This is a genomic window from Actinomycetospora sp. C-140, assembly GCF_054796175.1.
The window spans coordinates 183,938-205,283 of record NZ_JBTWNF010000001.1 but is presented as its reverse complement, the minus strand read 5'-3'; the positions used below and the strand labels follow the sequence as shown (position 1 = coordinate 205,283).

Sequence of the window (21,346 nt, the reverse complement as noted above, 5' to 3'; positions counted from 1 at the left end):
GCGGGCGTGTCGGGACAGGCGGGGGCGCTGGAGACGCGCGGCCTCGTCGTGCGCTACGGGGGGCAGGCGGCGGTCGACGGCCTCGATCTGTCGCTCGACCCCGGCTCCGTGCTCGCCCTGCTCGGGCCCAACGGAGCCGGCAAGACCACCACCGTCGAGGTGTGCGAAGGGCTGCGCGACCGCGACGAGGGCGAGGTACGGGTGCTCGGCGTCGACCCCGCCGGCGCGCCGGACGCCCTGCGGGCCCGCGTCGGCGTGATGCTCCAGGGCGGCGGCGCCTACCCGGGCGTGCGGGTCCGGGAGATGGTCGGCCTGGTCGCGTCCTGCGCGGCCGACCCGCTCGACCCGGACTGGCTCGTCGACACCCTCGGGCTCACGTCGTGCGCCCGGAAGCCCTACAAGCGGCTGTCGGTGGGGCAGCAGCAGCGGCTCGCCCTCGCGTGCGCGGTCGTCGGACGCCCCGAGCTGGTGTTCCTCGACGAGCCCACCGCGAGCCTCGACCCGCAGGGCCGCCGCCTCGTGTGGGACCTCGTGCGGGCGCTGCGCGCCGACGGCGTCGCGGTGCTGCTGACCACCCACCTCATGCAGGAGGCCGAGACGCTCGCCGACCACATCGTGATCGTCGACCACGGCCGCGTCGTCGCCGAGGGCAGCCCGGACGAGCTCACGGCGGCGGGCGCCGACCGCGAGCTGCGGTTCCGGGCGGCCGCGGGCATGGACCTGCGCCTGCTCGCCGCCGCCCTGCCCGAGGGCTGCACGGCCTCGGAGCCGACGGCCGGCAGCTACCTCGTGGAGGGCGCCATCGACCCGCAGGTGCTCTCCACCGTGACGTCGTGGTGCGCGCGCCAGGGCGTGCTCGCCGACGACCTGCGCGTGGCGCGCCGCAGTCTCGAGGACGTGTTCCTCGAGCTCACCGGGCGGGAGCTGCGTTCGTGACGTTCGAAGCAGGCACCTTCCGACCGGCACCGGGCCGGGGGCCGCTGGGGCGGATGCTCGCCACGCAGGTCGGGCTCGAGACCCGACTCGCGCTGCGCCAGGGCGAGCAGGTGCTGCTCACCCTGATCATCCCGCTGGCCCTGCTCGTCGGCCTGTCGCTGCTGCGCGTGGTGCCGCTCCCGGAGCCGCGGCCCGCGGCCGCGCTCGGCACCGTGCTGGCGCTCGCGGTGATGTCGACGGCGTTCACCAGCCAGGCGATCTCCCTGGGCTTCGACCGCCGCTACGGCGTGATGCGCCGCCTCGCGGCGACCGCGATCCCCCGCTGGCTCATCGTCCTCGGCAGGCTCGGCGGGATGGCCGCGGTGGTGCTGGTCCAGCTCGTGGTGCTCGGCGCGGTGGCGCTCGCGCTGGGCTGGCGCCCCGATCCGGGCTCGCTCGGGGCCGTGCTGCTGCTCGTGGTGCTCGGCACGGCGGCGTTCGGCGCCGTCGGGGTGCTGCTCGGCGGGAGCCTGCGCGCGGAGCTGGTGCTGGCCGTCGCCAACATCGTCTGGTTCGTGCTGCTCTTCGCCGGCGGGGTCCTCGTGCCCGCGGCCGCGCTGCCCGGCCCGCTCGCGGCCGTCGTCGTCCTCCTGCCCTCGGGCGCGCTCGCGGAGGGGCTGCGCGCCACGCTGCTCGGCGGCGGGCCGACGCCCGGCCAGCTCGTCGTCCTGCTGCTGTGGGCGCTGATCGCCGGGGCGGTCGCCACCCGGACCGTGCGCTGGAGCTGACCCCCTACGGCCCGTCGTAGGATCGCGGCGTGCTGGAGCGTCTCCCCGCCACCCCGCCCCGGCTGATGCGCGGCCTGGCGATGGCCGCCGTCGTCGGGCAGGCCGGGATCGCCGTGACGGGCGCCGTGGTCCGCGTGACCGGGTCCGGGCTCGGCTGCCCGACCTGGCCGCAGTGCTTCCCCGGCAGCCTGGTCCCGGTCCCGCACCCCGAGGTCGCCGTGCTGCACCAGTGGGTCGAGTTCGGCAACCGCCTGCTCGGGATCGCGCTCGTCGTCATCACCGGGGCCTGCCTGCTCGCCGCGCTGAACGTGCGCCCGCACCGTCGCCGGCTCGTGTGGCTCGCGGCGACCATGCCCCTCGGCGTGGTCGCGCAGGCCGTCATCGGCGGCATCACCGTGCTCGCCGGGCTCGCCTGGTACACGGTCGCCCCGCACTTCCTCGTCACGATCCCGCTGATCTGGCTCGCCGTGCTCCTCGTGCGCGAGTCCTCACCCGCCGCGATGGCCGCCCCGCCCGGCACGCCGTGGCGCCCCGCCGTCCCGCACGCGCTGCGCGGGCTGCTCGCCGTCACGTCGGTGGTGCTGGTCGCCCTCGTCGTCGCGGGCACCCTCGTCACGGCGGCGGGCCCGCACGGCGGCGACGCGGCCACCCCGCGCCTCGCCGCCGTCCCGCTCCCCTCGCTGGCGACCGCCCACGCGCACCTGCTCTTCGCCTTCCTCGGCCTGCTCGTCGGCGTCGGGTTCCTGGCGCACGCGGTGACGGTGCCGCGGGCGGTGATCCTGCGCCTGCGGGTCCTCGTGGTGGTGACCCTCGCCCAGGGGGCGCTCGGCGGGATCCAGTACGCGCTCGGTGTCCCCGAGGTGCTCGTCGCGTTCCACGTGCTCGGCGCCGCCGTCACCGTCGCCGCGATGGCCTGGCTGTGGGCGGCGACGGCGGAACCCGACCCCGTGGCGCCGACGCCCGACGACGTGCCCGCGCCCGCGATGGCCGGGAGGTCCTGACGTGCACGCCGTCCGCATCCCGCGCCACGGCGGGCCCGAGGTCCTCGAGCCCGTCGACCTGCCCGATCCCGAGCCGGGCGAGGGCCAGGCCCTCGTGGAGCTCGCCGCCGTGGGCGTCAACTTCATCGACACCTACTTCCGCGAGGGCATCTACCCCGCCCCGCTCCCCCTCGTGCCCGGCCTCGAGGGCGCGGGGACGGTGCGCGCGGTGGGCCCGGGTGTCACGACCGTCGCGCCCGGCGACCGCGTCGCGTGGACGAACGTGCTCGGCAGCTACGCGACGCTCGTCGTCGCGCCCGCCGCGGAGCTGGTCGTCGTCCCCGACGCGATCGACCTCGAGACCGCCACCGCCGTCTCGCTGCAGGGCATGACCGCGCACTACCTCGTCCACGACACCCACCCCGTCGCCGCGGGCGAGGACGTGCTCGTGCACGCCGCCGCCGGCGGGATGGGGCTGCTGCTGTGCCAGATGCTGCGCGCGAAGGGCGCCCGCGTCATCGCCACGACCTCCTCGCAGGAGAAGGACGCGCTCGCCCGGGAGGCCGGCGCCCACGAGACGCTGCGCTACGGCGACGACCTCGCCGATCGGGTCCGGGCGCTGACCGACGGCGAGGGCGTCGCGGTCGTGTACGACGGGGTCGGCGCGTCGACCTTCGACGCGTCGCTGGCGAGCCTGCGCGTGCGCGGCGTGCTGGCCCTCTACGGCGCCGCCAGCGGTCCGGTGCCGCCCGTCGACCCCCAGCGCCTCAACAGCGCCGGCTCCGTGTACCTCACGCGCCCGTCCCTGGCGTGGCACGTCCGCACCCCCGAGGAGCTCGGTCGGCGCGCCGCCGCCGTGTTCGCGGCGGTGGCCGCCGGCGACCTGGCGGTGCGGATCGGCGGGCGCTACGCCCTCGACGACGCCGCCGACGCCCAGCGCGACCTCCAGTCCCGCCGCACGACGGGGAAGCTCCTGCTGCTGCCCTGAGCGCCTCGATGTGGAGCCGGCCTTCCGAGCCTGGGTCGATCCCGGGCAGCTCTCCATCTCGATCTCACGAGGGTGACGTGGGTGCACTGCACTCGTGACACTCTCGCGAGATCGAACTGGCGAGCACCGCAAGGGCCGGAACCAGCCGGGCTCGGGCGGCGTCGAACCCGGCATGGACCTCGATCGACCGTTCCGTGGGTCGGCGGCGATCACCCGCGGTGAGATCACCAAGGGACAGCTGCGCGGGCCCCGATTCGTCCCCCTGGGCCATGACGTCTACGTGACGGCCGGCGTGCCCGTGGACCAGGTGACGTTGGCGCGTGCCGCGATGCTGCGCCATCCCGACGGCGCCGTGACGGGGCTGGCCGCCGCGGTGCTCTGGGGCGCCGGGACGGCCGTCGCCGACGTCGACGCCACGCTTCCCGAGGATCTCGGCACGACCGAGGTGCTCGTTCCCGGCGCCGGGGTTCGCGGGCGAGGAAGCCTCGATGTCCGGCGCGCCGAGCTCGCCGACGACGAGGTCGTCACCTGGCGGGACGGTGCCGACGGCGATGTCCTGCGGCTCACCTCGCCGGCGCGCACGGTGCTCGAGGTCGCCCGGCGGGTGCCGACGATCGAGGCCGTGGTCGTCGCCGACGCCCTGGCCCGCCGCACCGGCATCACGCCCACCGACGTCGTCGCGCTGGCCGACCGGCATGCCCGCGAGCGGGGTATGGCGAGGGTGCGGGCGACCGCGGCGCTCATGGACCCGCGCAGCGACACCCCGCGGCGCACGCGGGTGCGTCTCGGCGTCCTGCTCGCCCGGCTACCGGCCCCGTCCGTCGACGCGCTCGTGACGCACACCGCGAGCGGTCGGACCGTCGGCGCGCTCGACCTCGGGTGGCCCGACACCTGCAGCGGCGTGCTCCTCGACCGCCACCCCGCCCAGGCCCGCCTGTGCGCGGAGGAGATGCTCGCGCACGGCTGGGAGGTGGCGTCGCTCGGCCGCCAGGGTGAGCAGCCCGTGGCCGAGGTGGTGGCGGACGTCGTCACGTTCCTGGTGCGCGTCGACCGGCTGCGGTGGCGGGACCTGCCGAACCTCCGCGGGCGGTACCCGCGCCGACCGACGCGTCCGAAGGTCTGGGACTAGAACGGCCAGCCGAAGGCCGGCCACCCGAAGGCGGAGTCCACGGCGACGGCGACGAACAGGCCCGTCAGGTAGGTGTTCGACAGGTGGAACAGGCGCATCGACTGCACGACCTCGTCGCGCTTCACCGCGGCGTCGAGGCGGTGGGCGGCGACGAGGAACCAGGTGCCGCCGAGGGCCGCGGCGCCGAGGTAGATCCAGGACGTCGCCGGGATCAGCAGCGCCGACCACGCCACCATCGCCCACGAGTAGGCGACGATCTGGCGGCTCACCCGCCGGGGTGAGGCGACGACGGGGAGCATCGGGATGCCGGCGGCGGCGTAGTCGTCGCGGTAGCGCATCGCGAGCGCCCAGAAGTGCGGCGGCGTCCAGAAAAAGATGATCGCGAAGAGGACGAGGGCCGGCCAGCCGACGTTCCCCGTCACCGCGGCCCAGCCGATCACGACGGGCATGCAGCCCGCGGCGCCGCCCCAGACGATGTTCTGGGAGGTCCGCCGCTTGAGCAGCAGGGTGTAGACGAGGATGTAGAACGCGATCGCGGCGACGGCGAGGCCGGCCGCGACCCAGTTCGCCGTGAGCCCGAGCCAGACGGCGGACGCGGCCCCGAGGAGGAGCCCGAACACCAGGGCGTGCGAGCGCGGGACGGCGTCGCGGGCCAGCGGGCGCTTGCTGGTGCGGGCCATCTTCGCGTCGATGTCCGCGTCGACGACGCAGTTCAGCGCGTGGGCGCTCGCCGCCGCGCCGGCACCGCCGACGAGGACCGCGAGCACCAGCCACAGGGACGGGACCGACCGCTGGGCGAGCATCATCGCCGGCACCGTGACCACGAGCAGCTGCTCGATGATCCGTGCCTTGGTCAGCGCCAGGTAGGCCCGCAGGGTGGCGAGGAGACCGCCCCGCCGCGTCGCGGAGACCGGGCCGACCGCCGTGCTCACTGAAGTGGCACCTCGCTGTGGTGGACGGAACTGCTTCGGGCGGGACCGGCGTCTCCTACACGCTGTCGTCGGGGAAGTCTGCACCCCCGTGGCCCCGCCCGCGCGCGGGGGGCGTCCTCCGGGTGGTGCGGTGTCCGCCACGTCACGGCCGGGTGACACCCCGACGGCTCGACGCGGACGGTCCGCCGAACGACGCGAGGATGATAGGTGGCCGGTGTCCGTGATGGGGCCGGAGGGTATCCGTCGAGGCGGGTGATGCCCGAGGATCAGCGCAGGTCCGGCGGGACCGGAATCGATCCCGTGGGAGCATCGCCCGGGCCGGGCGACACCGGCACCCGGGCAGGAGGAGAGACGCGCCGTGGCCTCGCGCTCACGGCGTCCGAGACGCGAAGGAAGGCAGCGTTCGTGACCGCCACCGATGTGAGCAGCACGCAGCCCGCGAGCGAGGACCCCGACGAGATCCAGGCGCTGCTGACCCCCCACCGACCCGACGACTGGTCGGATCTCGACCAGAAGGCGGTCGACACCATCCGTGTGCTCGCGGCCGACGCGGTGCAGAAGGTCGGCAACGGCCACCCCGGCACGGCGATGTCGCTCGCGCCGCTGGCGTACACGCTCTTCCAGCACACGATGCGCCACGACCCCTCGGACCCGGGCTGGCAGGGCCGCGACCGCTTCGTGCTGTCGTGCGGGCACTCGAGCCTCACGCTCTACCTGCAGCTGTTCCTCGCCGGCTACGGCCTCGAGATGCGCGACCTCGAGGAGCTGCGCACCTGGGACTCGGCGACGCCGGGCCACCCCGAGTACAGCCACACCCCCGGGGTCGAGATCACCACCGGCCCGCTGGGCCAGGGCCTCGCGTCCGCCGTGGGCATGGCGATGGCCGCCCGGCGTGAGCGCGGGCTGTTCGACCCGGACGCCCCGCGGGGCGAGAGCCCGTTCGACCACTTCGTCTACGTCGTCGCCTCCGACGGCGACATCGAGGAGGGCGTGACGGCCGAGGCGAGCTCGATCGCCGGCCGCCAGCAGCTCGGCAACCTCGTGGTGATCTACGACGACAACCACATCTCGATCGAGGACGACACCACCGTCGCCCTCTCCGAGGACGTGGTGAAGCGCTACGAGGCCTACGGCTGGCACACCCAGGTGGTCCGCGGCGGCGAGAACGTCGTCGGCATCCGCGAGGCGCTGGCCAACGCGAAGGCCGAGACCGGGCGCCCCAGCTTCATCGCCCTGCGCACGATCATCGGCTATCCCGCGCCCGACAAGATGAACACCGGTGCCGCACACGGCGCCGCGCTGGGCGAGGACGAGGTCCGGAAGGTCAAGGAGGCCCTCGGCTTCGACCCGGACGTCCACTTCCACATCGACGCCGACGTCCTCCAGCACGCCCGCGCGGTCGGCGAACGCGGCAAGGCCGAGCACGAGTCGTGGGACAAGCAGTTCGCCGACTGGGCGGCGGCCAACCCCGAGCGCCGCGCGCTCCTGGAGCGCATGGCGCGCCGCCAGCTCCCCGACGGGTGGCACGACGAGCTGCCGAGCTGGGAGGTCGGTGGCGACGCCGTCGCCACCCGCAAGGCGCTGCAGAAGATCCTCGGCGAGATCGGCCCGGTGCTCCCCGAGCTGTGGGGCGGGTCGGCCGACCTCGCGGAGAGCAACAACACGACGATCAAGGGCGCCGACTCGTTCGGCCCGTCGACGGTCTCCACGAACATGTGGGGCCAGATGAGCCCGTACGGCCGCACGCTGCACTTCGGCGTCCGCGAGCACGCGATGGGCTCAATCCTGAACGGGATCGCGCTGCACGGCGGCACCCGCGTCTACGGCGGCACGTTCCTGATCTTCTCCGACTACATGCGGCCCGCCGTCCGGCTCGCCGCGCTGATGAAGCTGCCGACCACCTACGTCTGGACCCACGACTCGATCGGGCTCGGCGAGGACGGGCCCACCCACCAGCCGATCGAGCAGCTGGCCTCGCTGCGCGCGGTGCCCGGTCTGTCGATCGTGCGGCCCGCGGACGCCAACGAGACGTCGGCGGCGGTCCGCACGGTCCTCGACAACCCGACCGGCCCGGCGGGGCTCGCGCTCACGCGCCAGAACCTGCCGATCCTCGAGGGCACCGACGCCGACGGCGTCGCCCGCGGCGGCTACGTCCTCCAGGACGCCACCGGCGGGCAGCCGCAGCTGATCCTCATCGCCACCGGCTCCGAGGTGCAGCTCGCGGTGGAGGCCCGGAAGGTCTTCGAGGCCGAGGGCGTTCCCACCCGGGTGGTGAGCATGCCGTGCGTCGAGTGGTTCCAGGCGCAGGACCGGTCGTACACCCGCCACGTGCTCCCGCCCGAGGTCAAGGCCCGGGTCTCCGTCGAGGCCGCCGTGGCCCTGACCTGGCACCAGTTCGTCGGCGACGACGGCGAGTGCGTCTCGATCGAGCACTTCGGCGCCAGCGCCGACTACAAGACGCTGTTCCAGCAGTTCGGCTTCACCACCGACCACGTGGTGGAAGCCGGACGCCGTTCGCTCGCCCGCGCCGCCGAGCACTCCGCCTGAGTTCCGAGGAGGACCCTCATGGCCACCAACACCCCCCTCGCCGACCTCTCCGCCGCCGGCGTCTCGATCTGGCTCGACGACCTGTCGCGCCAGCGCATCGAGTCCGGCAACCTCGCCTCCCTCATCGAGGAGGACGAGGTCGTCGGCGTCACCAGCAACCCGACGATCTTCGCGAGCGCCTTCGCCGACGCGGACCACTACGCCGAGGACCTCGACGGGCTCGCCGCCCGCGGCACCTCGGTCGAGGACGCGATCCGCGAGCTCACCACCGGTGACGTGCGCCGCGCCTGCGACGTGTTCCGCAGCGTCTGGCAGCGCACCGACGGCGTCGACGGGCGCGTGTCCCTCGAGGTCGACCCGGGCAAGGCCCACGACACCGAGGCCACGGTCGCCGAGGCCATCGACCTCTGGAAGACGGTCGACCGGCCCAACCTGATGATCAAGATTCCGGCGACACGGGAGGGCATCCCGGCGATCACGCGGACGCTCGCGGAGGGCATCAGCGTCAACGTCACGCTGATCTTCTCGGTCGACCGCTACCGCCAGGTCATGGACGCGTTCCTCGCCGGCCTCGAGCAGGCCCGCGCGAACGGGCACGACCTCGCCCCGATGGCCTCGGTCGCGTCGTTCTTCGTGTCCCGGGTGGACAGCGAGGTCGACAAGCGGCTCGAGAAGATCGGCACCGACGCCGCGCTGAACCTGCGCGGCACCGCGGCGATCGCCAACGCGCGACTGGCCTACGCCGCGTTCCTCGAGGTGTTCGGCACCGAGCGCTGGGCGGCCCTCAAGGGCGCGGGCGCCAAGCCGCAGCGCCCGCTGTGGGCCTCGACCGGCGTGAAGAACAAGGCCTACCCGGACACGCTCTACGTCACCGAGCTGGCCGCGCCGAACACCGTCAACACGATGCCGGAGGCGACGCTGCGGGCCTTCGCCGACCACGGCACGCTGCACGGCGACGCGGTCACCGGCACCGAGGACGCCGCCCGCGAGGTGTTCGCCGGGCTCGCCCACGTCGGTGTCGACGTCGACGACGTCTACCAGGTGCTCGAGGACGAGGGCGTGAAGAAGTTCGACGACTCCTGGTCCGAGCTGACCACGACCGTCTCCGACCAGCTCTCGCGCCGCAGCCCGGAGCAGCAGTGAGCGCCGCCGGTGGTGACCCCATCGGGGTCCGCGTCGTCGACCGGGGCCTCGCCGACGCGTCGGAGGCCCTGGTCGAGAAGCTCGTCGGCGACGGCGCCGCCTCCAAGCTCGCCGCGAAGGACGCCACCCTGTGGGGCCCGGACGCCGAGCCGGAGGCGAGCAAGCGCCTGAACTGGGTGAACCTGCACGACACCTCGCGGCCGCTGGTCGACGAGCTCGCGTCGCTGCGGCGGTCGCTGCACGACGACGGCGTCGACCGCGTCGTCCTCGCCGGCATGGGCGGCTCCTCGCTGGCCCCCGAGGTCATCTGCGCGACGCGCTCGGGTGGGGCGGTCGGCGGCGAGTTCCCGCTCGTCGTGCTCGACACGACCGACCCGATGCAGGTCTCGGACGCGCTCGCGGGCGACCTGACCCGCACCGTGCTCGTCGTGTCGTCGAAGTCCGGCGGCACCGTCGAGACCGACAGCCAGCGCCGGGTGTTCGCCCAGGTCTTCGAGGCCAACGGCATCGACGCGGCGTCCCGCATGGTCGTCGTGACCGACCCGGGCACGAAGCTCGGCGACCTCGCCCGCGACGAGGGCTACCGCGCCCTCGTCGAGGCCGACCCGGGTGTCGGCGGGCGGTACTCGGCGCTCACGGCGTTCGGGCTCGTGCCCTCCGCCCTGGCGGGCGTCGACATCGCGGGGCTGCTCGACGAGGCCGCCGCCGCGGCCCCGGAGCTCGCGCGCGACAGCGCGGACAACCCCGCCGTCGTGCTGGCGGCCGCGATGGCCGCCGCCCACAACGCGGGCGCCGAGAAGGTGGTGCTCGCCGACACCGGCTCCGGGCTCGTCGGCTTCGGGAACTGGGCCGAGCAGCTGATCGCGGAGTCCACCGGCAAGCAGGGCACCGGCCTGCTCCCGGTGGTCGTCGAGGGTCCCGACGCGCCGGGCTTCGCCGACCACGGGACCGACGCCACGGCCGTCGCGATCGGCCCGGAGGGCTCGGGCTCGCAGATCGCGGTCTCCGGCACGCTGGGCGGCCAGTTCCTGCTGTGGGAGACCGCGGTCGCGCTGGCCGGGCGCCTCATCGGGATCAACCCGTTCGACCAGCCCGACGTCGAGTCCGCGAAGCAGGCGACCCGCGACCTGCTCGCGTCGGCGTCCGACGGGTCCTCCGACGCCGCGGCCGACGACGCCCCGATCGTCACCGACGGCGTCATCGAGATCCGCGCCGCGGGCGACGCGAGCTGGCTCGGCCGGCCGGACACGGTGATCGACGCGATCCAGGCGCTGGTGACCGCGGCCCCGGACGGCGGCTACATCGCGGTGCAGGCCTACCTCGACCGGCTCGACGACGCGTCGTTCGCGACCCTGCGCCCGGAGCTCGCCACGGCCACCGGGCTGCAGACGACCTTCGGCTGGGGGCCGCGCTTCCTGCACTCGACGGGCCAGTACCACAAGGGCGGGCACCAGAACGGGGTGTTCCTGCAGATCACGGGCTCGGTGGCCGACGACCTGGCGATCCCGGGGCAGCCGTTCTCGTTCGGCACCCTCGAGCACGCGCAGGCGCGCGGCGACGCGGGCGTGCTGGCCGCGCCCAAGAACGGCGGCACCGCACGTCCCGTGCTGCGCCTGCACCTGGCCGACAGGGCGGCGGGGCTGGTGGCGCTCGCCAACGCGGTCCGGGAGGTGAGTCGGTGACCCCATCGTCGGGGCACACGCACAGCGACACCTACGGGGACTGGACCAACCCGCTGCGCGACGCGCGCGACAAGCGCCTGCCGCGCATCGCCGGGCCCTCGGGCCTCGTGCTCTTCGGCGTCACGGGCGACCTGGCGCGCAAGAAGCTCATGCCCGCGATCTACGACCTGGCCAACCGGGGGCTCCTGCCGCCGGGCTTCGCGCTGGTCGGGTTCGCGCGGCGCGACTGGGCGGACGAGGACTTCGCCGAGGTCGTCCACGACGCCGTGCGCGAGCACTCCCGGACCCCGTTCCGGCAGGAGGTCTGGGACCGCCTCGCCGAGGGACTGCGCTTCGTACAGGGCACCTTCGACGACGACGAGGCGTTCGACCGGCTGGCCACGTGCGTCGCCGAGCTGGACGCCGAGCGCGGCACGAACGGCAACCACGCCTTCTACCTGTCGATCCCGCCCTCGGCGTTCCCGACGGTCTGCAAGCAGCTCTCCCGGTCGGGTCTCGCCGACGACGAGGGCGACGTGTGGCGCCGCGTCGTCATCGAGAAGCCGTTCGGCCACGACCTGCGCTCGGCGCGCGAGCTCAACGGCATCGTCAACGACGTCTTCCCCGAGGACGCGGTCTTCCGCATCGACCACTACCTCGGCAAGGAGACCGTCCAGAACCTGCTCGCGCTGCGGTTCGCCAACGAGCTCTTCGAGCCGATCTGGAACGCCCACCACGTCGACCACGTGCAGATCACGATGGCCGAGGACATCGGCGTGGGCGGGCGCGCGGGCTATTACGACGGGATCGGCGCCGCCCGCGACGTCATCCAGAACCACCTGCTGCAGCTGCTCGCGCTGACGGCGATGGAGGAGCCGGTCTCCTTCTCGCCGCACGACCTGCGCGAGGAGAAGATCAAGGTCCTGTCGGCGACGACGCTCGCCGAGCCGCTCGACGAGACCACCGCCCGCGGGCAGTACGGCGCCGGCTGGCAGGGCTCGAGCGAGGTCAAGGGCCTCCAGCAGGAGGAGGGCTTCCCGCCCGACTCGGTCACCGAGACCTACGCGGCGATCACCTGCGACGTCAACACCCGCCGGTGGGCCGGGGTGCCGTTCTACCTGCGGACCGGCAAGCGGCTGGGTCGCCGCGTCACCGAGATCGCGGTGGTGTTCAAGCGCGCCCCGCACCTGCCGTTCGACCAGACCATGACCGAGGAGCTCGGCCAGAACGCGCTGGTCGTACGGGTGCAGCCGGACGAGGGCGTCACCCTGCGGTTCGGGTCGAAGGTGCCCGGCTCGGGCATGGAGGTCCGCGACGTCACGATGGACTTCGGCTACGGCACGGCGTTCACCGAGGCCTCCCCCGAGGCCTACGAGCGCCTGCTGCTCGACGTCCTGCTCGGCGAGCCGTCGCTCTTCCCCACCAACACCGAGGTCGAGCTGTCGTGGAAGATCCTCGACCCGGTGATCGACAAGTGGCACCGCGAGGGCTCGCCCGACAGCTACCCGGCCGGGACGTGGGGCCCGCGCTCGGCCGACGTGCTCCTCGAGCGCACCGGCCGCCAGTGGCGTCGGCCCTGATCCCCCGAGAAAGGGCTTCACCGTGATCGTGGACCTGCCGTCGACGGATACTTCGGCGGTCAACCGGACGATGGTCGACCTGCGCGAGAGCGCCGGGGCCGTGGCGCTCGGACGCGTGCTCACGCTGCTGATCATCACCGAGGACGGGCCGGAGGCCGAGGCCGCCATCCAGGCCGCCAACGATGCCAGCCGCGAGCACCCGTGCCGCGTGCTCGTCCTCGCGCGCGGGGTGAAGCGGGCGGCGTCGCGCCTCGACGCGCAGATCCGCATCGGCGGCGACGCCGGGGCCAGCGAGGTCATCGTGCTGCGCATGTACGGCCCGCTCGCCGACCAGGGAGGGGCGATCGTGGTGCCGCTGCTGCTGCCCGACGCGCCGATCGTGGCGTGGTGGCCCGGCGAGGCACCCGCGAGCCCGGCCGAGGACCCGGTGGGCAGCGTGGCCGGGCGACGGATCACCGACGCCTCGTCGGCGAAGTCGCCGTCGAAGGCGATCGCCAAGCTGCGCCAGCGCTACCACCCGGGCGACACCGATCTCGCGTGGAGCCGCATCACCAGCTGGCGGGCGCTGCTCACGGCGGCGCTCGACCAGCCGCCGCACGAGCGCATCACCGCGGCGTCGGTGTCGGGCGCGGCCGACTCCGCGTCGACCGACCTGCTCGCCGGCTGGCTGTCGTCGCGCCTGCACTGCCCGGTCACCCGCAAGAGCGCCGACGTGCCCGGCGGCGAGGGCGGGCAGATCGCCGCGGTGCGCCTCGACCGTCCGGGCGGGCCGGTGGAGCTGCGCCGCGTCGACGCGAAGAGCGCCGTGCTCTCGCAGCCCGGGCAGCCGGACCGGCGCGTCGCGCTGTCCCGGCGGACCACCCGGGAGTGCCTCGCCGAGGAGTTGCGCCGGCTGGACCCGGACGACATCTTCGCCGAGGCGCTCGACGCGATGCCGACGGGCCGCGGGCGCGCGACGAAGAAGGTGAGCGCATGAGCACGGGCCCGGACGTGGTCGTCCACCCCGACACCGACACCACCGCCACCGACGCGGGCGAGCGGCTGCTCACCGCGCTGGCCGCGGCGCAGGCCGCGCGGGGCTCGGCGTCGGTGGTGCTGACCGGCGGCGGGGTCGGCATCGCGATGCTGCGTGCCGTCGCGTCGTCCGCGCGGCGCGACGCCGTGGCCTGGGGAACGGTCGAGGTCTTCTGGGGCGACGAGCGCTTCGTCCCCGCCGGCGACGCCGAACGCAACGACGCCCAGGCCCGCGAGGCCCTGCTGGACGCGCTGCCGCTCGACCCCGCCCGCGTGCACCCCATGGCGTCGTCCGACGCGCCCGAGGACGCCGGTGGCGGCGATCCCGACCTCGCGGCCGACGCCTACGCCAAGATCCTCTCGGCGGCGGCGTCGCGGGCCGGTTCGGGCGGGGCGATCCCCGCGTTCGACGTGCTGCTGGCCGGCTGCGGGCCCGAGGGCCACGTGCTGTCGGTCTTCCCCGACTCCCCCGCGGTCCACGCGGCCGACGCCGGCGTCGTCGGGGTGCGCGACTGCCCGAAGCCGCCGCCGACCCGCGTGAGCCTGACGCTCCCGGCGGCCCGCGCCGCCCGCGAGGTGTGGCTGGTGGCCACCGGCGCGGGCAAGGCCGAGGTGCTCGCCCGCGCCCACGCCGGGGCCTCCGAGGTCGACGTCCCCCTCGCCGGTCTGCGCGGCACCGAGCGCACGCTGTGGCTGCTCGACGAGGAGGCCGCCGGGGGGCTCGAGCGCTAGTCAGGCTCCCCGCACCCGCTGGGGCGTCGGCGCGTCCCAGGGACGCAGCGAGCTCTCGAACAGCTGCCAGCACCGGACCTGGGCGGCCGCGCGGCCGAGCACGGCGCGGACGAGGGCGACGTCCTCGCGGGGCGTGTGCTCGCGGGTCGGGGTCGAGGGCCAGGCGGCGTCGCGGCCCGTGGGGTCGCCGGTGCTGCGAGAGTCCGCGCCGTAGCGGACGACGAGGGCGAGGCCGGCGGCGAGGGCGCCGAGCAGGACGATGGTGAGGGTCATCGGACTCTCCTTCCGGGAGTGGCTGGTTGCTGTCCTCCACAGTGGCCCCCGGTGGCAGGCCCTGCCAGGGCCACTTCACCAGAAGTGGCACCCGAACTGGCAGAAGTGGCAGAATGCCGGGCATGGACGAGCACCTCGGCGCCGGGAGCCTCGCGCGCCTGCTCCGCGGCTGGCGCGAGGGCGCCGGCGCGGGCACCAGCGCCCAGACGGCGCTGGCCGCCCGCATCTCCTCGCTGCTGGCCGACGGCCGTCTGGCCGTGGGCACCCGGGTCCCGAGCGAGCGCGAGCTCGCGACCGCCCTGGACGTCGGCCGCGGCACGGTGGCGGCGGCGTACGAGGAGCTCCGCGAGGACGGCTACCTGCTCCGCCGGCGCGGGTCGGGCACCTGGACCTCCCAGCCCGCCGTCCCGGTGAGCAGGACCGACGCGGCGCCGGCGCCGCTGGACGGCGTCCTGCACGTCGGGCCCACCGGGTTCGCGCCCTTCGCCCCGATCGGGGCCATGGGCGCACCGCCCGCGCAGGCCTGGGGCCGCGAGGTCATCGACCTCGCCCACGCCGCCCCCTGGGCACCGATGGAGGCGATGGCCGAGGCCGGCGCCCGCGCGCTCGCCGAGCTGCCGATGCACCTCGCCGGCAGCGGCTACGACGTCCTCGGCCTGCCCGCCCTGCGCGAGGCCGTCGCCGCCCGCCTGAGCGCCCAGGGCCTGCGCACCACCGCCGACGAGATCATGATCACCGCCGGGGCGCAGCACGCGCACGCGCTCGTCGCGCGCGCCCTCGTCCGGCCGGGCGACCGGGTCCTGCTCGAGCAGCCGACCTACCCCGGCGCCATCGACCTCGTGCGCCACACCTCGGCCCGGCCCGTGCCCGTGGCGATGACGGAGCACGACGGCACGCCGGGCTGGGACGTCGAGGCGATCGCCGCGGCGATGCGGGCGTCGACCCCCGCGGTCGGCTACCTGGTGCCCGACCACCAGAACCCCACCGGCGCCGTCATGAGCGCCGAGACCCGTGCGGCCGTCGTCGCCGCGGCGGCCCGGCACGGCGTGCCCCTCGTCGTCGACGACTGCCTGCGCGAGATGTGGCTCGACGCTCCCACCCCGCCGCCGCTCGGGGCGTGGTCGGTGGGAGGCGGCACGCCCGTCATCACCACCGGGTCGCTGTCGAAGACCGTGTGGGGCGGCCTGCGCATCGGCTGGATGCGCGCCCCGCGGACGCTCCTGCGGCGCATCGCGGGGGTCCGGGCCTCGGACGACATCTCCACCCCGGTGCTCGAGCAGCTCGTCGCCGTCGCCCTGTTCGACCGTCTCGACGAGATCATCGCCGAGAGCCGGCGCGTGCTGGTCCACCGCCGGGAGCACCTCCGCGACGCCCTCGCCCGCGCCCTGCCCGAGTGGCGGACACCGCGGCCCCCGGGCGGCTTCAGCCTCTGGATCGACCTCGGGGTGCCGCGCTCCAGCGCTCTCGTCGAGGCCGCGGGGCGGGCCGGCATCCACCTGGCCGCCGGCCCCCGCTTCGGCACCGGCGGGGCGTTCGAGCAGTACCTGCGCCTGCCCTACACCCTCTCCCCCGACGCGCTGGACGACGCCGTCGCCCGGCTCGCCGAGGCGTGGGACGCCCTCGGCGCGGGCGCCCCCACCCTCACGACCGTCGTGTGAGGTCCTTCTCCCACGGGCGCAGGCTCGCGTCGTACGCCGCCCACAGCCGGCCGTGCGCCGCCGCCCGGTGCGCCAGCTCCGCGAACAGCACCGCGTCGCCGCGCAGCGTGTGCGGGCGGCGGGTCACCGGCCAGGCGGGGTCACGCCCGGTCGGATCCGCCTCGCTGCGCGAGTCGACGCCGTAGCGCGCGACCGCCAGGAACCCCACGACCAGCAGCACTCCCCAGAACGTCACCATCTCGACCATCTCCTCGGCCCGTTGTCCGTCTGAGGACAATTCTCGAAGGCGCAGGCCCTGGACTCCATGACGTTCTCACGGGGATAGTGGCGACATGACTGCAGTATCGGAACCCCGGGGCGCCTCTCGCCTGGAGAACGACAAGCTGCTCGACGAGACCAACCAGCGCATCCTCGCGGAGCTCGCCGAGGACCCCCGGCAGAGCATGTCGGCGCTGGGCCGGCGGATCGGGATGTCCGCGCCGGCGGTCACCGAGCGGGTGCAGCGTCTCGAGCGCACGGGCGTCATCCGCGGGTACCGCCTCGACGTCGACCCGGGCGCGCTGGGCTACCCGATCGCCGCGTGGGTGCGGGTCCGCCCCGCCCTCGGGCACGGGAAGATCGCCGAGCAGATCGCCGCCCGCCAGCCCGAGGTCGTCGAGTGCCACAAGATCACCGGCGAGGACTGCCTGCTCATGCGCGTGCAGGTGCGCGACGTCGCCGACCTCGACCGCGTCCTCGAGGGCTGGCAGGAGCACGCGTCGACCGTCACGTCGGTCATCAAGTCCACGCCCGTCGAACCCCGGAACATGCTCACGGTGGATCGAGAGTCCCCCGCGCGGCATGATCGCGGTGTCTGATCAGCGGCGGGAGGAGCGCGAGATGTCCCAGCCCACGCCGGGCGCCGTGGTCGTCGGGGTCGACGGCAGCGACGGTTCGAAGGCCGCCCTCGGGTACGCCATGGACGAGGCCGTCCGCCGGGGCGCGCCCGTCACGGCGCTGCTGGCCTACGGCGGTCCGGACGTCTGGACCACCGCCGAGGGCGTCGTGCCCCCGGACGCCCGGGTGCTGCACGACGCCGCGGCGCGCGAGGTGGCCGCGGTGGTCGAGGAGGTCGCGTCCGCGCGACGCGCCCGGGGCGAGGCCGTCCCGGAGGTCACCACCGAGATCGCCATGGGGCCGGCGTCGACCGTCCTGCTCCACCACTCGCGGGGTGCCGCCGTCCTCGTGGTCGGCCACCGCGGGCGGGGCGGGCTCGCCAGCCGGGTCATCGGCTCGGTCGGCCTCAGCGCCGTGATCCACGCCGACTGCACCGTGGTCGTCGTCCGGGAGTGACCGGTCGGGTCAGCGCACGAGGACGTCGAGCAGCACCGGGCCGGGCGACGCCAGCGCCTCGGACAGCGCCGTCCCCAGCTCGCCCGGGTGCTCGACCCGCGTGCCCGGGACGCCCTGCCCCGCGGCGAGGGCGACGAAGTCGAGGCCGGGCAGGGCGGTCCCCACGGGCTTGGTGATGCCGAAGTGCTCGGCGAACTGGTCGAGGGCGCGGTAGCGGGCGTTGTGCACGATCACCACGGTCAGCGGCACGCCGAGCTGCGCGGCCGACCACAGGGCCTGGATCCCGTACATCGCCGACCCGTCCCCGATCAGCGCCACCACGCGCTCCGAGCGCGCCAGCGCCATGCCCACCGCCGCGGGCAGGCCGTGGCCCAGGCCGCCGCTGGCGCACGTGTAGAAGCTCGCCGGCCGGTCGAACGGCAGGTGGTCGTGCATCGGGCCGCGGGTGGCCGGGGCCTCCTCGACGACCACCGAGTCGGCCGCCCGCAGGTCGGCGAGCGTCTGGAGCAGGAGCTCCTCGGTGATGACGTCCCCGTCGACGCCCACGCGCGGGGTCGGCTGCCGCGGCTCCGGTGCGACGCGGTCGGCGGGTGCAGGGCCGGCGAGCAGCGCCCGCACCCCGTGTCGCAGGCCGGTGACCACCGAGGTCCCGACCGGCGTCCACGCGGCGTGGGCAGGGTCCTCGGTGAGCTGGACGAGCTCCGTGTCCTCGGGCACGGCGGTGTCGCCGGGTGCCGCGCCCTCGGTGTGGAACGGGAAGACCGGCGAGCCCAGGACGAGCGCGAGGTCGTGGCCGTCGAGGGCCGTCCGGATGCCGTCGTGGGCGGCGGGCAGGAAGCCGCCGAAGAGCGGGTGGGTCTCGGGGAAGCCGCAGCGCGGGGACATCGGCGCGACGTACACGCGGGCGCGGTGGCGCTCGGCGAGTGCGACGACGTCGCCGAAGGCCCCGTCGCGGTCGACCTCGCCGCCGACGACGAGCGCGGGCGCGCGGGCGGCGGCCAGGCGGCCCGCGATCTCGGCGAGCACGTCCGGGTCGCCGGCGACCGACCCGGCCACGCGGTGCGGCGGCACCGGCGCGGCCGGGCGGTCCCAGTCGTCCACCGGTACCGAGAGCAGCACCGGACCGCAGGGTGGCGTCGTGGCGACGTGGATCGCGCGGGCCAGCGCCGCGGGCACGTCCTCGGCGCGGGCGGGCTCCCGGCTGAACTTCACGTACGGCTCGGGGAACTCGGCGGGGCGCTCGGCGAAGAGGAACGGCTCGCCGGTGAGCAGCGAGCGCGCCTGTTGCCCCGCCACGAGCACCAGCGGCGTGCGGTTGCGGAAGGCCGTGAACACGTTGCCCAGGCCGTGCCCGACCCCGGCCGCGGAGTGCAGGTTGACCAGCGCCGCCCGGCCCGTGCCCTGCGCGTACCCGTCGGCCATCCCGACGGCGGCGCCCTCCTGCAGCCCCAGCACGTAGCGGAAGTCGTCGGGGAAGTCGCGGAACATCGGCAGCTCGGTGGACCCGGGGTTGCCGAAGATCGTCGTGATGCCGTGCGAGCGCAGCACGGCCAGGGACGCCTCGCGCACGGTGGTCATGCCGCCGAGCCCACCACGGCCGCCGACGGCACGCGAGGCGTCTCCCGCTGCCCGGAACCCCTACGGCTCGTCGACGAGGTCGCCCGCGAGGTACTCCTCGTACGCGGAGAGGTCGAGCAGGCCGTGGCCGCAGTAGTTGAAGAGGATCACGCGGTCCTCGCCCTTGGCCGTGGCGTCGTTCGCCTCCTGGATCACCGAGGCGATGGCGTGCCCGGCCTCGGGGGCCGGGACCTTGCCCTCGACGCGGGCGAACAGCACGTTCGCCTCGAAGACCGCGCGCTGGCGGTGCGCGACCGCCTCCATCCGGCCTTCGTGCACCAGCTTGGAGATGATCGGCGAGTCGCCGTGGTAGCGGAGCCCGCCCGCGTGGATGCCGGGCGGCACGAAGTCGTGGCCGAGCGTGTACATGTTCATCAGGGGCGTGAAGCCCGCGGTGTCGCCGAAGTCGTACTCGTACCGGCCCTGGGTCAGGGTCGGGCAGGACGCCGGCTCGGCGGCGAGCAGGCGCACCGAGGCGTCGGGCAGGAACGGCAGCGCCACGCCGCCGAGGTTCGAGCCGCCGCCGCACGGGGCGACGACCACGTCGGGCCGGGTCTCCCCCGCGGCCGCGAGCTGCTGCTGGGCCTCGAGGCCGATCACCGTCTGGTGCAGGAGCACGTGGTTGAGCACCGAGCCGAGCGCGTAGTGGGTGTCGTCGCGGCCCACCGCGTCGCGGACCGCGTCGGAGATCGCGGCGCCGAGCGACCCGGGGTGGCCGGGCTCGTCGATCGGCGACGGCACGACGGTGCCGCCCCACGTCTCCATGATCACCTTGCGGTAGGGCTTCTGCTCGAAGCTCTTGCGCACCATGTAGACCGCGCACTCGAGGTCGTACTGGGCGCAGGCGAACGCCAGCGCCGTCCCCCACTGGCCCGCGCCGGTCTCGGTGGACAGGCGCGTCATGCCCTCCTTGGCGTTGTAGAACGCCTGGGGCACCGCCGAGTTCGGCTTGTGCGACCCGGCCGGCGACACCGACTCGTCCTTGAAGTAGATGCGCGCCGTGGTGCCGAGCGCGGCCTCGAGGCGCCGGGCCCGCACGAGCGGGGTCGGCCTCCAGAGACGCAGGACGTCGAGGACCTCACCGGGGATGTCGATCCACGGGTCGGCCGACATCTCCTGGCCGATCAGCTCCTGGGCGAAGAGCGGGGCCAGGTCATCGGGTCCGACGGGCTCCCGCGTCGCGGGGTGCAACGGGGGGTCCAGCGGCGACGCGAGATGGGGCGCCACGTTGAACCACGCCGTCGGCAGCGCGGACTGCGGGAGGGAGAAGCGGGTGTCGGTGACTTCGGTGGGGGCCGCCATGCCGGGGATCGTCCCAGCGTCGGCGCCGCGGGTGAAGTGTCAGCTCTCGCCGCGGCGCGCGCGCAGCTTGGCCAGGGCCTCGTCGAGCAGCGCCTCGCCGTCGGCGTCGGAGCGGCGCTCCTTCACGTACGCGAGGTGGGTCTTGTAGGGCTCGGTGCGCTTCGCCGGCGGCGGGTTCTTCTCGTCGGTGTTGGCCGGCAGGCCGCAGCGGGGGCAGTCCCACGACGTGGGGATCTCGGCGTCCATCGCGAACGACGGGCGGGTCTCGTGCCCGTTGGAGCACCAGAAGGAGACCACGGTGCGCGCCGCGCTCTCACCGCGCTCGGACTCCCCCATGGGGCCCGATCCCACCCGGGTGCCGCGGATCGCGTTGCCAGTCGCCATCGCCGGAGTACCTCCGTGTCCAGGGGCGGCCGGGCGCACGGCACCCGGGCCACCCGTCAACCTTCGATCTTGACGAGCAGCCCCGTACCGACGATCGAGATCAGCCAGATGGCACCCACGAACAGGGTGAGCCGGTCGAGGTTCTTCTCCACGACGCTCGACCCGGCGAGGCTCGACTGGACACCGCCGCCGAACAGCGACGACAGCCCGCCGCCCCGCCCGCGGTGCAGCAGCACCAGCAGCACCAGCAGGACGCTGGACGCGATGAGCAGGATGTCGAGGAACAGTCGCATGTCGGTGTCCGTGACCTCCGGGTGCCGACCCCGCCCGGGCGGGCAGGGCTCTGACCGTCCCGGCGTGCGGGATCGGTG

General features: G+C 74.7%; 21 protein-coding genes. 14 read left to right on the top strand and 7 right to left on the bottom strand.

Going from position 1 to position 21,346, the window contains the following annotated elements:
- The first annotated feature begins 6 nt into the window (after window positions 1-6).
- The 5 genes from ACR9E3_RS00965 (at window position 7) to ACR9E3_RS00945 (ending at window position 4,800) form a co-directional block, all read left to right on the top strand.
- The gene (locus ACR9E3_RS00965) at window positions 7-936 is read left to right on the top strand and encodes an ABC transporter ATP-binding protein (protein WP_460377732.1); all 930 of its coding nucleotides are present in this window, start codon (window positions 7-9) and stop codon (window positions 934-936) included.
- A 53-nt stretch (window positions 937-989) separates the two neighbouring features.
- Window positions 990-1,703, top strand: a complete 714-nt coding sequence (locus ACR9E3_RS00960) for an ABC transporter permease (RefSeq protein WP_460378363.1) — start codon at window positions 990-992, stop codon at window positions 1,701-1,703.
- 29 nt (window positions 1,704-1,732) lie between these two features.
- Window positions 1,733-2,704, top strand: a complete 972-nt coding sequence (locus ACR9E3_RS00955) for a COX15/CtaA family protein (RefSeq protein ID WP_460377730.1) — start codon at window positions 1,733-1,735, stop codon at window positions 2,702-2,704.
- Window position 2,705: 1 nt separating this feature from the next.
- On the top strand, window positions 2,706-3,671 hold the full coding sequence (locus ACR9E3_RS00950) for a quinone oxidoreductase family protein (protein WP_460377728.1): 966 nt from the start codon (window positions 2,706-2,708) through the stop codon (window positions 3,669-3,671).
- A gap of 172 nt (window positions 3,672-3,843) precedes the next feature.
- On the top strand, window positions 3,844-4,800 hold the full coding sequence (locus ACR9E3_RS00945; RefSeq protein ID WP_460377726.1) for a hypothetical protein: 957 nt from the start codon (window positions 3,844-3,846) through the stop codon (window positions 4,798-4,800).
- Here ACR9E3_RS00945 and ACR9E3_RS00940 read toward each other — a convergent pair.
- On the bottom strand, window positions 4,797-5,732 hold the full coding sequence (locus ACR9E3_RS00940) for a heme o synthase (protein WP_460377724.1): 936 nt from the start codon (window positions 5,730-5,732) through the stop codon (window positions 4,797-4,799). The two genes, ACR9E3_RS00945 and ACR9E3_RS00940, sit on opposite strands and share 4 nt — an antisense overlap.
- 405 nt (window positions 5,733-6,137) lie before the next feature.
- On the opposite strand from ACR9E3_RS00940, the gene tkt reads away from it, so the two are divergent.
- From tkt to pgl, 6 genes are read left to right on the top strand one after another with little or no spacing between them, the layout of a single operon-like run.
- Window positions 6,138-8,279: a transketolase gene (gene tkt / locus ACR9E3_RS00935; protein ID WP_460377723.1), complete on the top strand. Its 2,142-nt coding sequence runs from the start codon at window positions 6,138-6,140 to the stop codon at window positions 8,277-8,279.
- Between the two features lie 18 nt (window positions 8,280-8,297).
- A complete protein-coding gene (tal, locus tag ACR9E3_RS00930) occupies window positions 8,298-9,422 on the top strand; it encodes a transaldolase (protein ID WP_460377721.1) in 1,125 nt (374 codons plus the stop codon).
- Window positions 9,419-11,104: a glucose-6-phosphate isomerase gene (locus ACR9E3_RS00925; protein WP_460377719.1), complete on the top strand. Its 1,686-nt coding sequence runs from the start codon at window positions 9,419-9,421 to the stop codon at window positions 11,102-11,104. Before tal ends, ACR9E3_RS00925 begins: the two co-directional genes overlap by 4 nt.
- Entirely contained in the window at window positions 11,101-12,663 is a 1,563-nt protein-coding gene (gene zwf / locus ACR9E3_RS00920) for a glucose-6-phosphate dehydrogenase (protein ID WP_460377717.1), read from the top strand. The genes ACR9E3_RS00925 and zwf overlap by 4 nt, the downstream gene beginning before the upstream one ends.
- Window positions 12,664-12,685: 22 nt before the next feature.
- The gene (locus tag ACR9E3_RS00915) at window positions 12,686-13,639 is read left to right on the top strand and encodes a glucose-6-phosphate dehydrogenase assembly protein OpcA (protein ID WP_460377715.1); all 954 of its coding nucleotides are present in this window, start codon (window positions 12,686-12,688) and stop codon (window positions 13,637-13,639) included.
- Entirely contained in the window at window positions 13,636-14,409 is a 774-nt protein-coding gene (gene pgl, locus ACR9E3_RS00910) for a 6-phosphogluconolactonase (protein ID WP_460377713.1), read from the top strand. Before ACR9E3_RS00915 ends, pgl begins: the two co-directional genes overlap by 4 nt.
- Here pgl and ACR9E3_RS00905 read toward each other — a convergent pair whose 3' ends face one another.
- Window positions 14,410-14,682, bottom strand: coding sequence for a hypothetical protein (locus tag ACR9E3_RS00905; protein ID WP_460377711.1), 273 nt, complete (start codon window positions 14,680-14,682; stop codon window positions 14,410-14,412).
- Window positions 14,683-14,804: 122 nt separating this feature from the next.
- Here ACR9E3_RS00905 and yczR point away from each other — a divergent pair, with 122 nt between their 5' ends.
- Window positions 14,805-16,340 (top strand): MocR-like transcription factor YczR, encoded by a 1,536-nt coding sequence (yczR, locus tag ACR9E3_RS00900; RefSeq protein WP_460377709.1) that lies wholly within the window; start codon window positions 14,805-14,807, stop codon window positions 16,338-16,340.
- Here yczR and ACR9E3_RS00895 read toward each other — a convergent pair.
- Window positions 16,324-16,587: a hypothetical protein gene (locus tag ACR9E3_RS00895; protein WP_460377707.1), complete on the bottom strand. Its 264-nt coding sequence runs from the start codon at window positions 16,585-16,587 to the stop codon at window positions 16,324-16,326. The genes yczR and ACR9E3_RS00895 overlap by 17 nt on opposite strands.
- Before the next feature lie 85 nt (window positions 16,588-16,672).
- Here ACR9E3_RS00895 and ACR9E3_RS00890 point away from each other — a divergent pair, with 85 nt between their 5' ends.
- Complete coding sequence (locus ACR9E3_RS00890) at window positions 16,673-17,197, top strand: Lrp/AsnC family transcriptional regulator (protein WP_460377705.1); 525 nt, start codon at window positions 16,673-16,675, stop codon at window positions 17,195-17,197.
- A 22-nt stretch (window positions 17,198-17,219) separates the two neighbouring features.
- A complete protein-coding gene (locus ACR9E3_RS00885; RefSeq protein ID WP_460377704.1) occupies window positions 17,220-17,672 on the top strand; it encodes a universal stress protein in 453 nt (150 codons plus the stop codon).
- A 9-nt stretch (window positions 17,673-17,681) separates the two neighbouring features.
- On the opposite strand, the gene mdlC is transcribed toward ACR9E3_RS00885, so the two are convergent.
- From mdlC to secG, 4 genes are read right to left on the bottom strand one after another with little or no spacing between them, the layout of a single operon-like run.
- On the bottom strand, window positions 17,682-19,250 hold the full coding sequence (gene mdlC, locus ACR9E3_RS00880) for a benzoylformate decarboxylase (RefSeq protein WP_460377702.1): 1,569 nt from the start codon (window positions 19,248-19,250) through the stop codon (window positions 17,682-17,684).
- Between the two features lie 60 nt (window positions 19,251-19,310).
- Complete coding sequence (locus ACR9E3_RS00875; RefSeq protein WP_460377700.1) at window positions 19,311-20,591, bottom strand: TrpB-like pyridoxal phosphate-dependent enzyme; 1,281 nt, start codon at window positions 20,589-20,591, stop codon at window positions 19,311-19,313.
- Window positions 20,592-20,630: 39 nt separating this feature from the next.
- Entirely contained in the window at window positions 20,631-20,975 is a 345-nt protein-coding gene (locus ACR9E3_RS00870) for an RNA polymerase-binding protein RbpA (protein ID WP_285648147.1), read from the bottom strand.
- A gap of 56 nt (window positions 20,976-21,031) precedes the next feature.
- Window positions 21,032-21,268 carry a preprotein translocase subunit SecG gene (gene secG / locus ACR9E3_RS00865; RefSeq protein WP_116707491.1) on the bottom strand — a complete coding sequence of 79 codons (237 nt, stop codon included), beginning with the start codon at window positions 21,266-21,268 and terminating at the stop codon, window positions 21,032-21,034.
- Window positions 21,269-21,346: the final 78 nt, after the last annotated feature.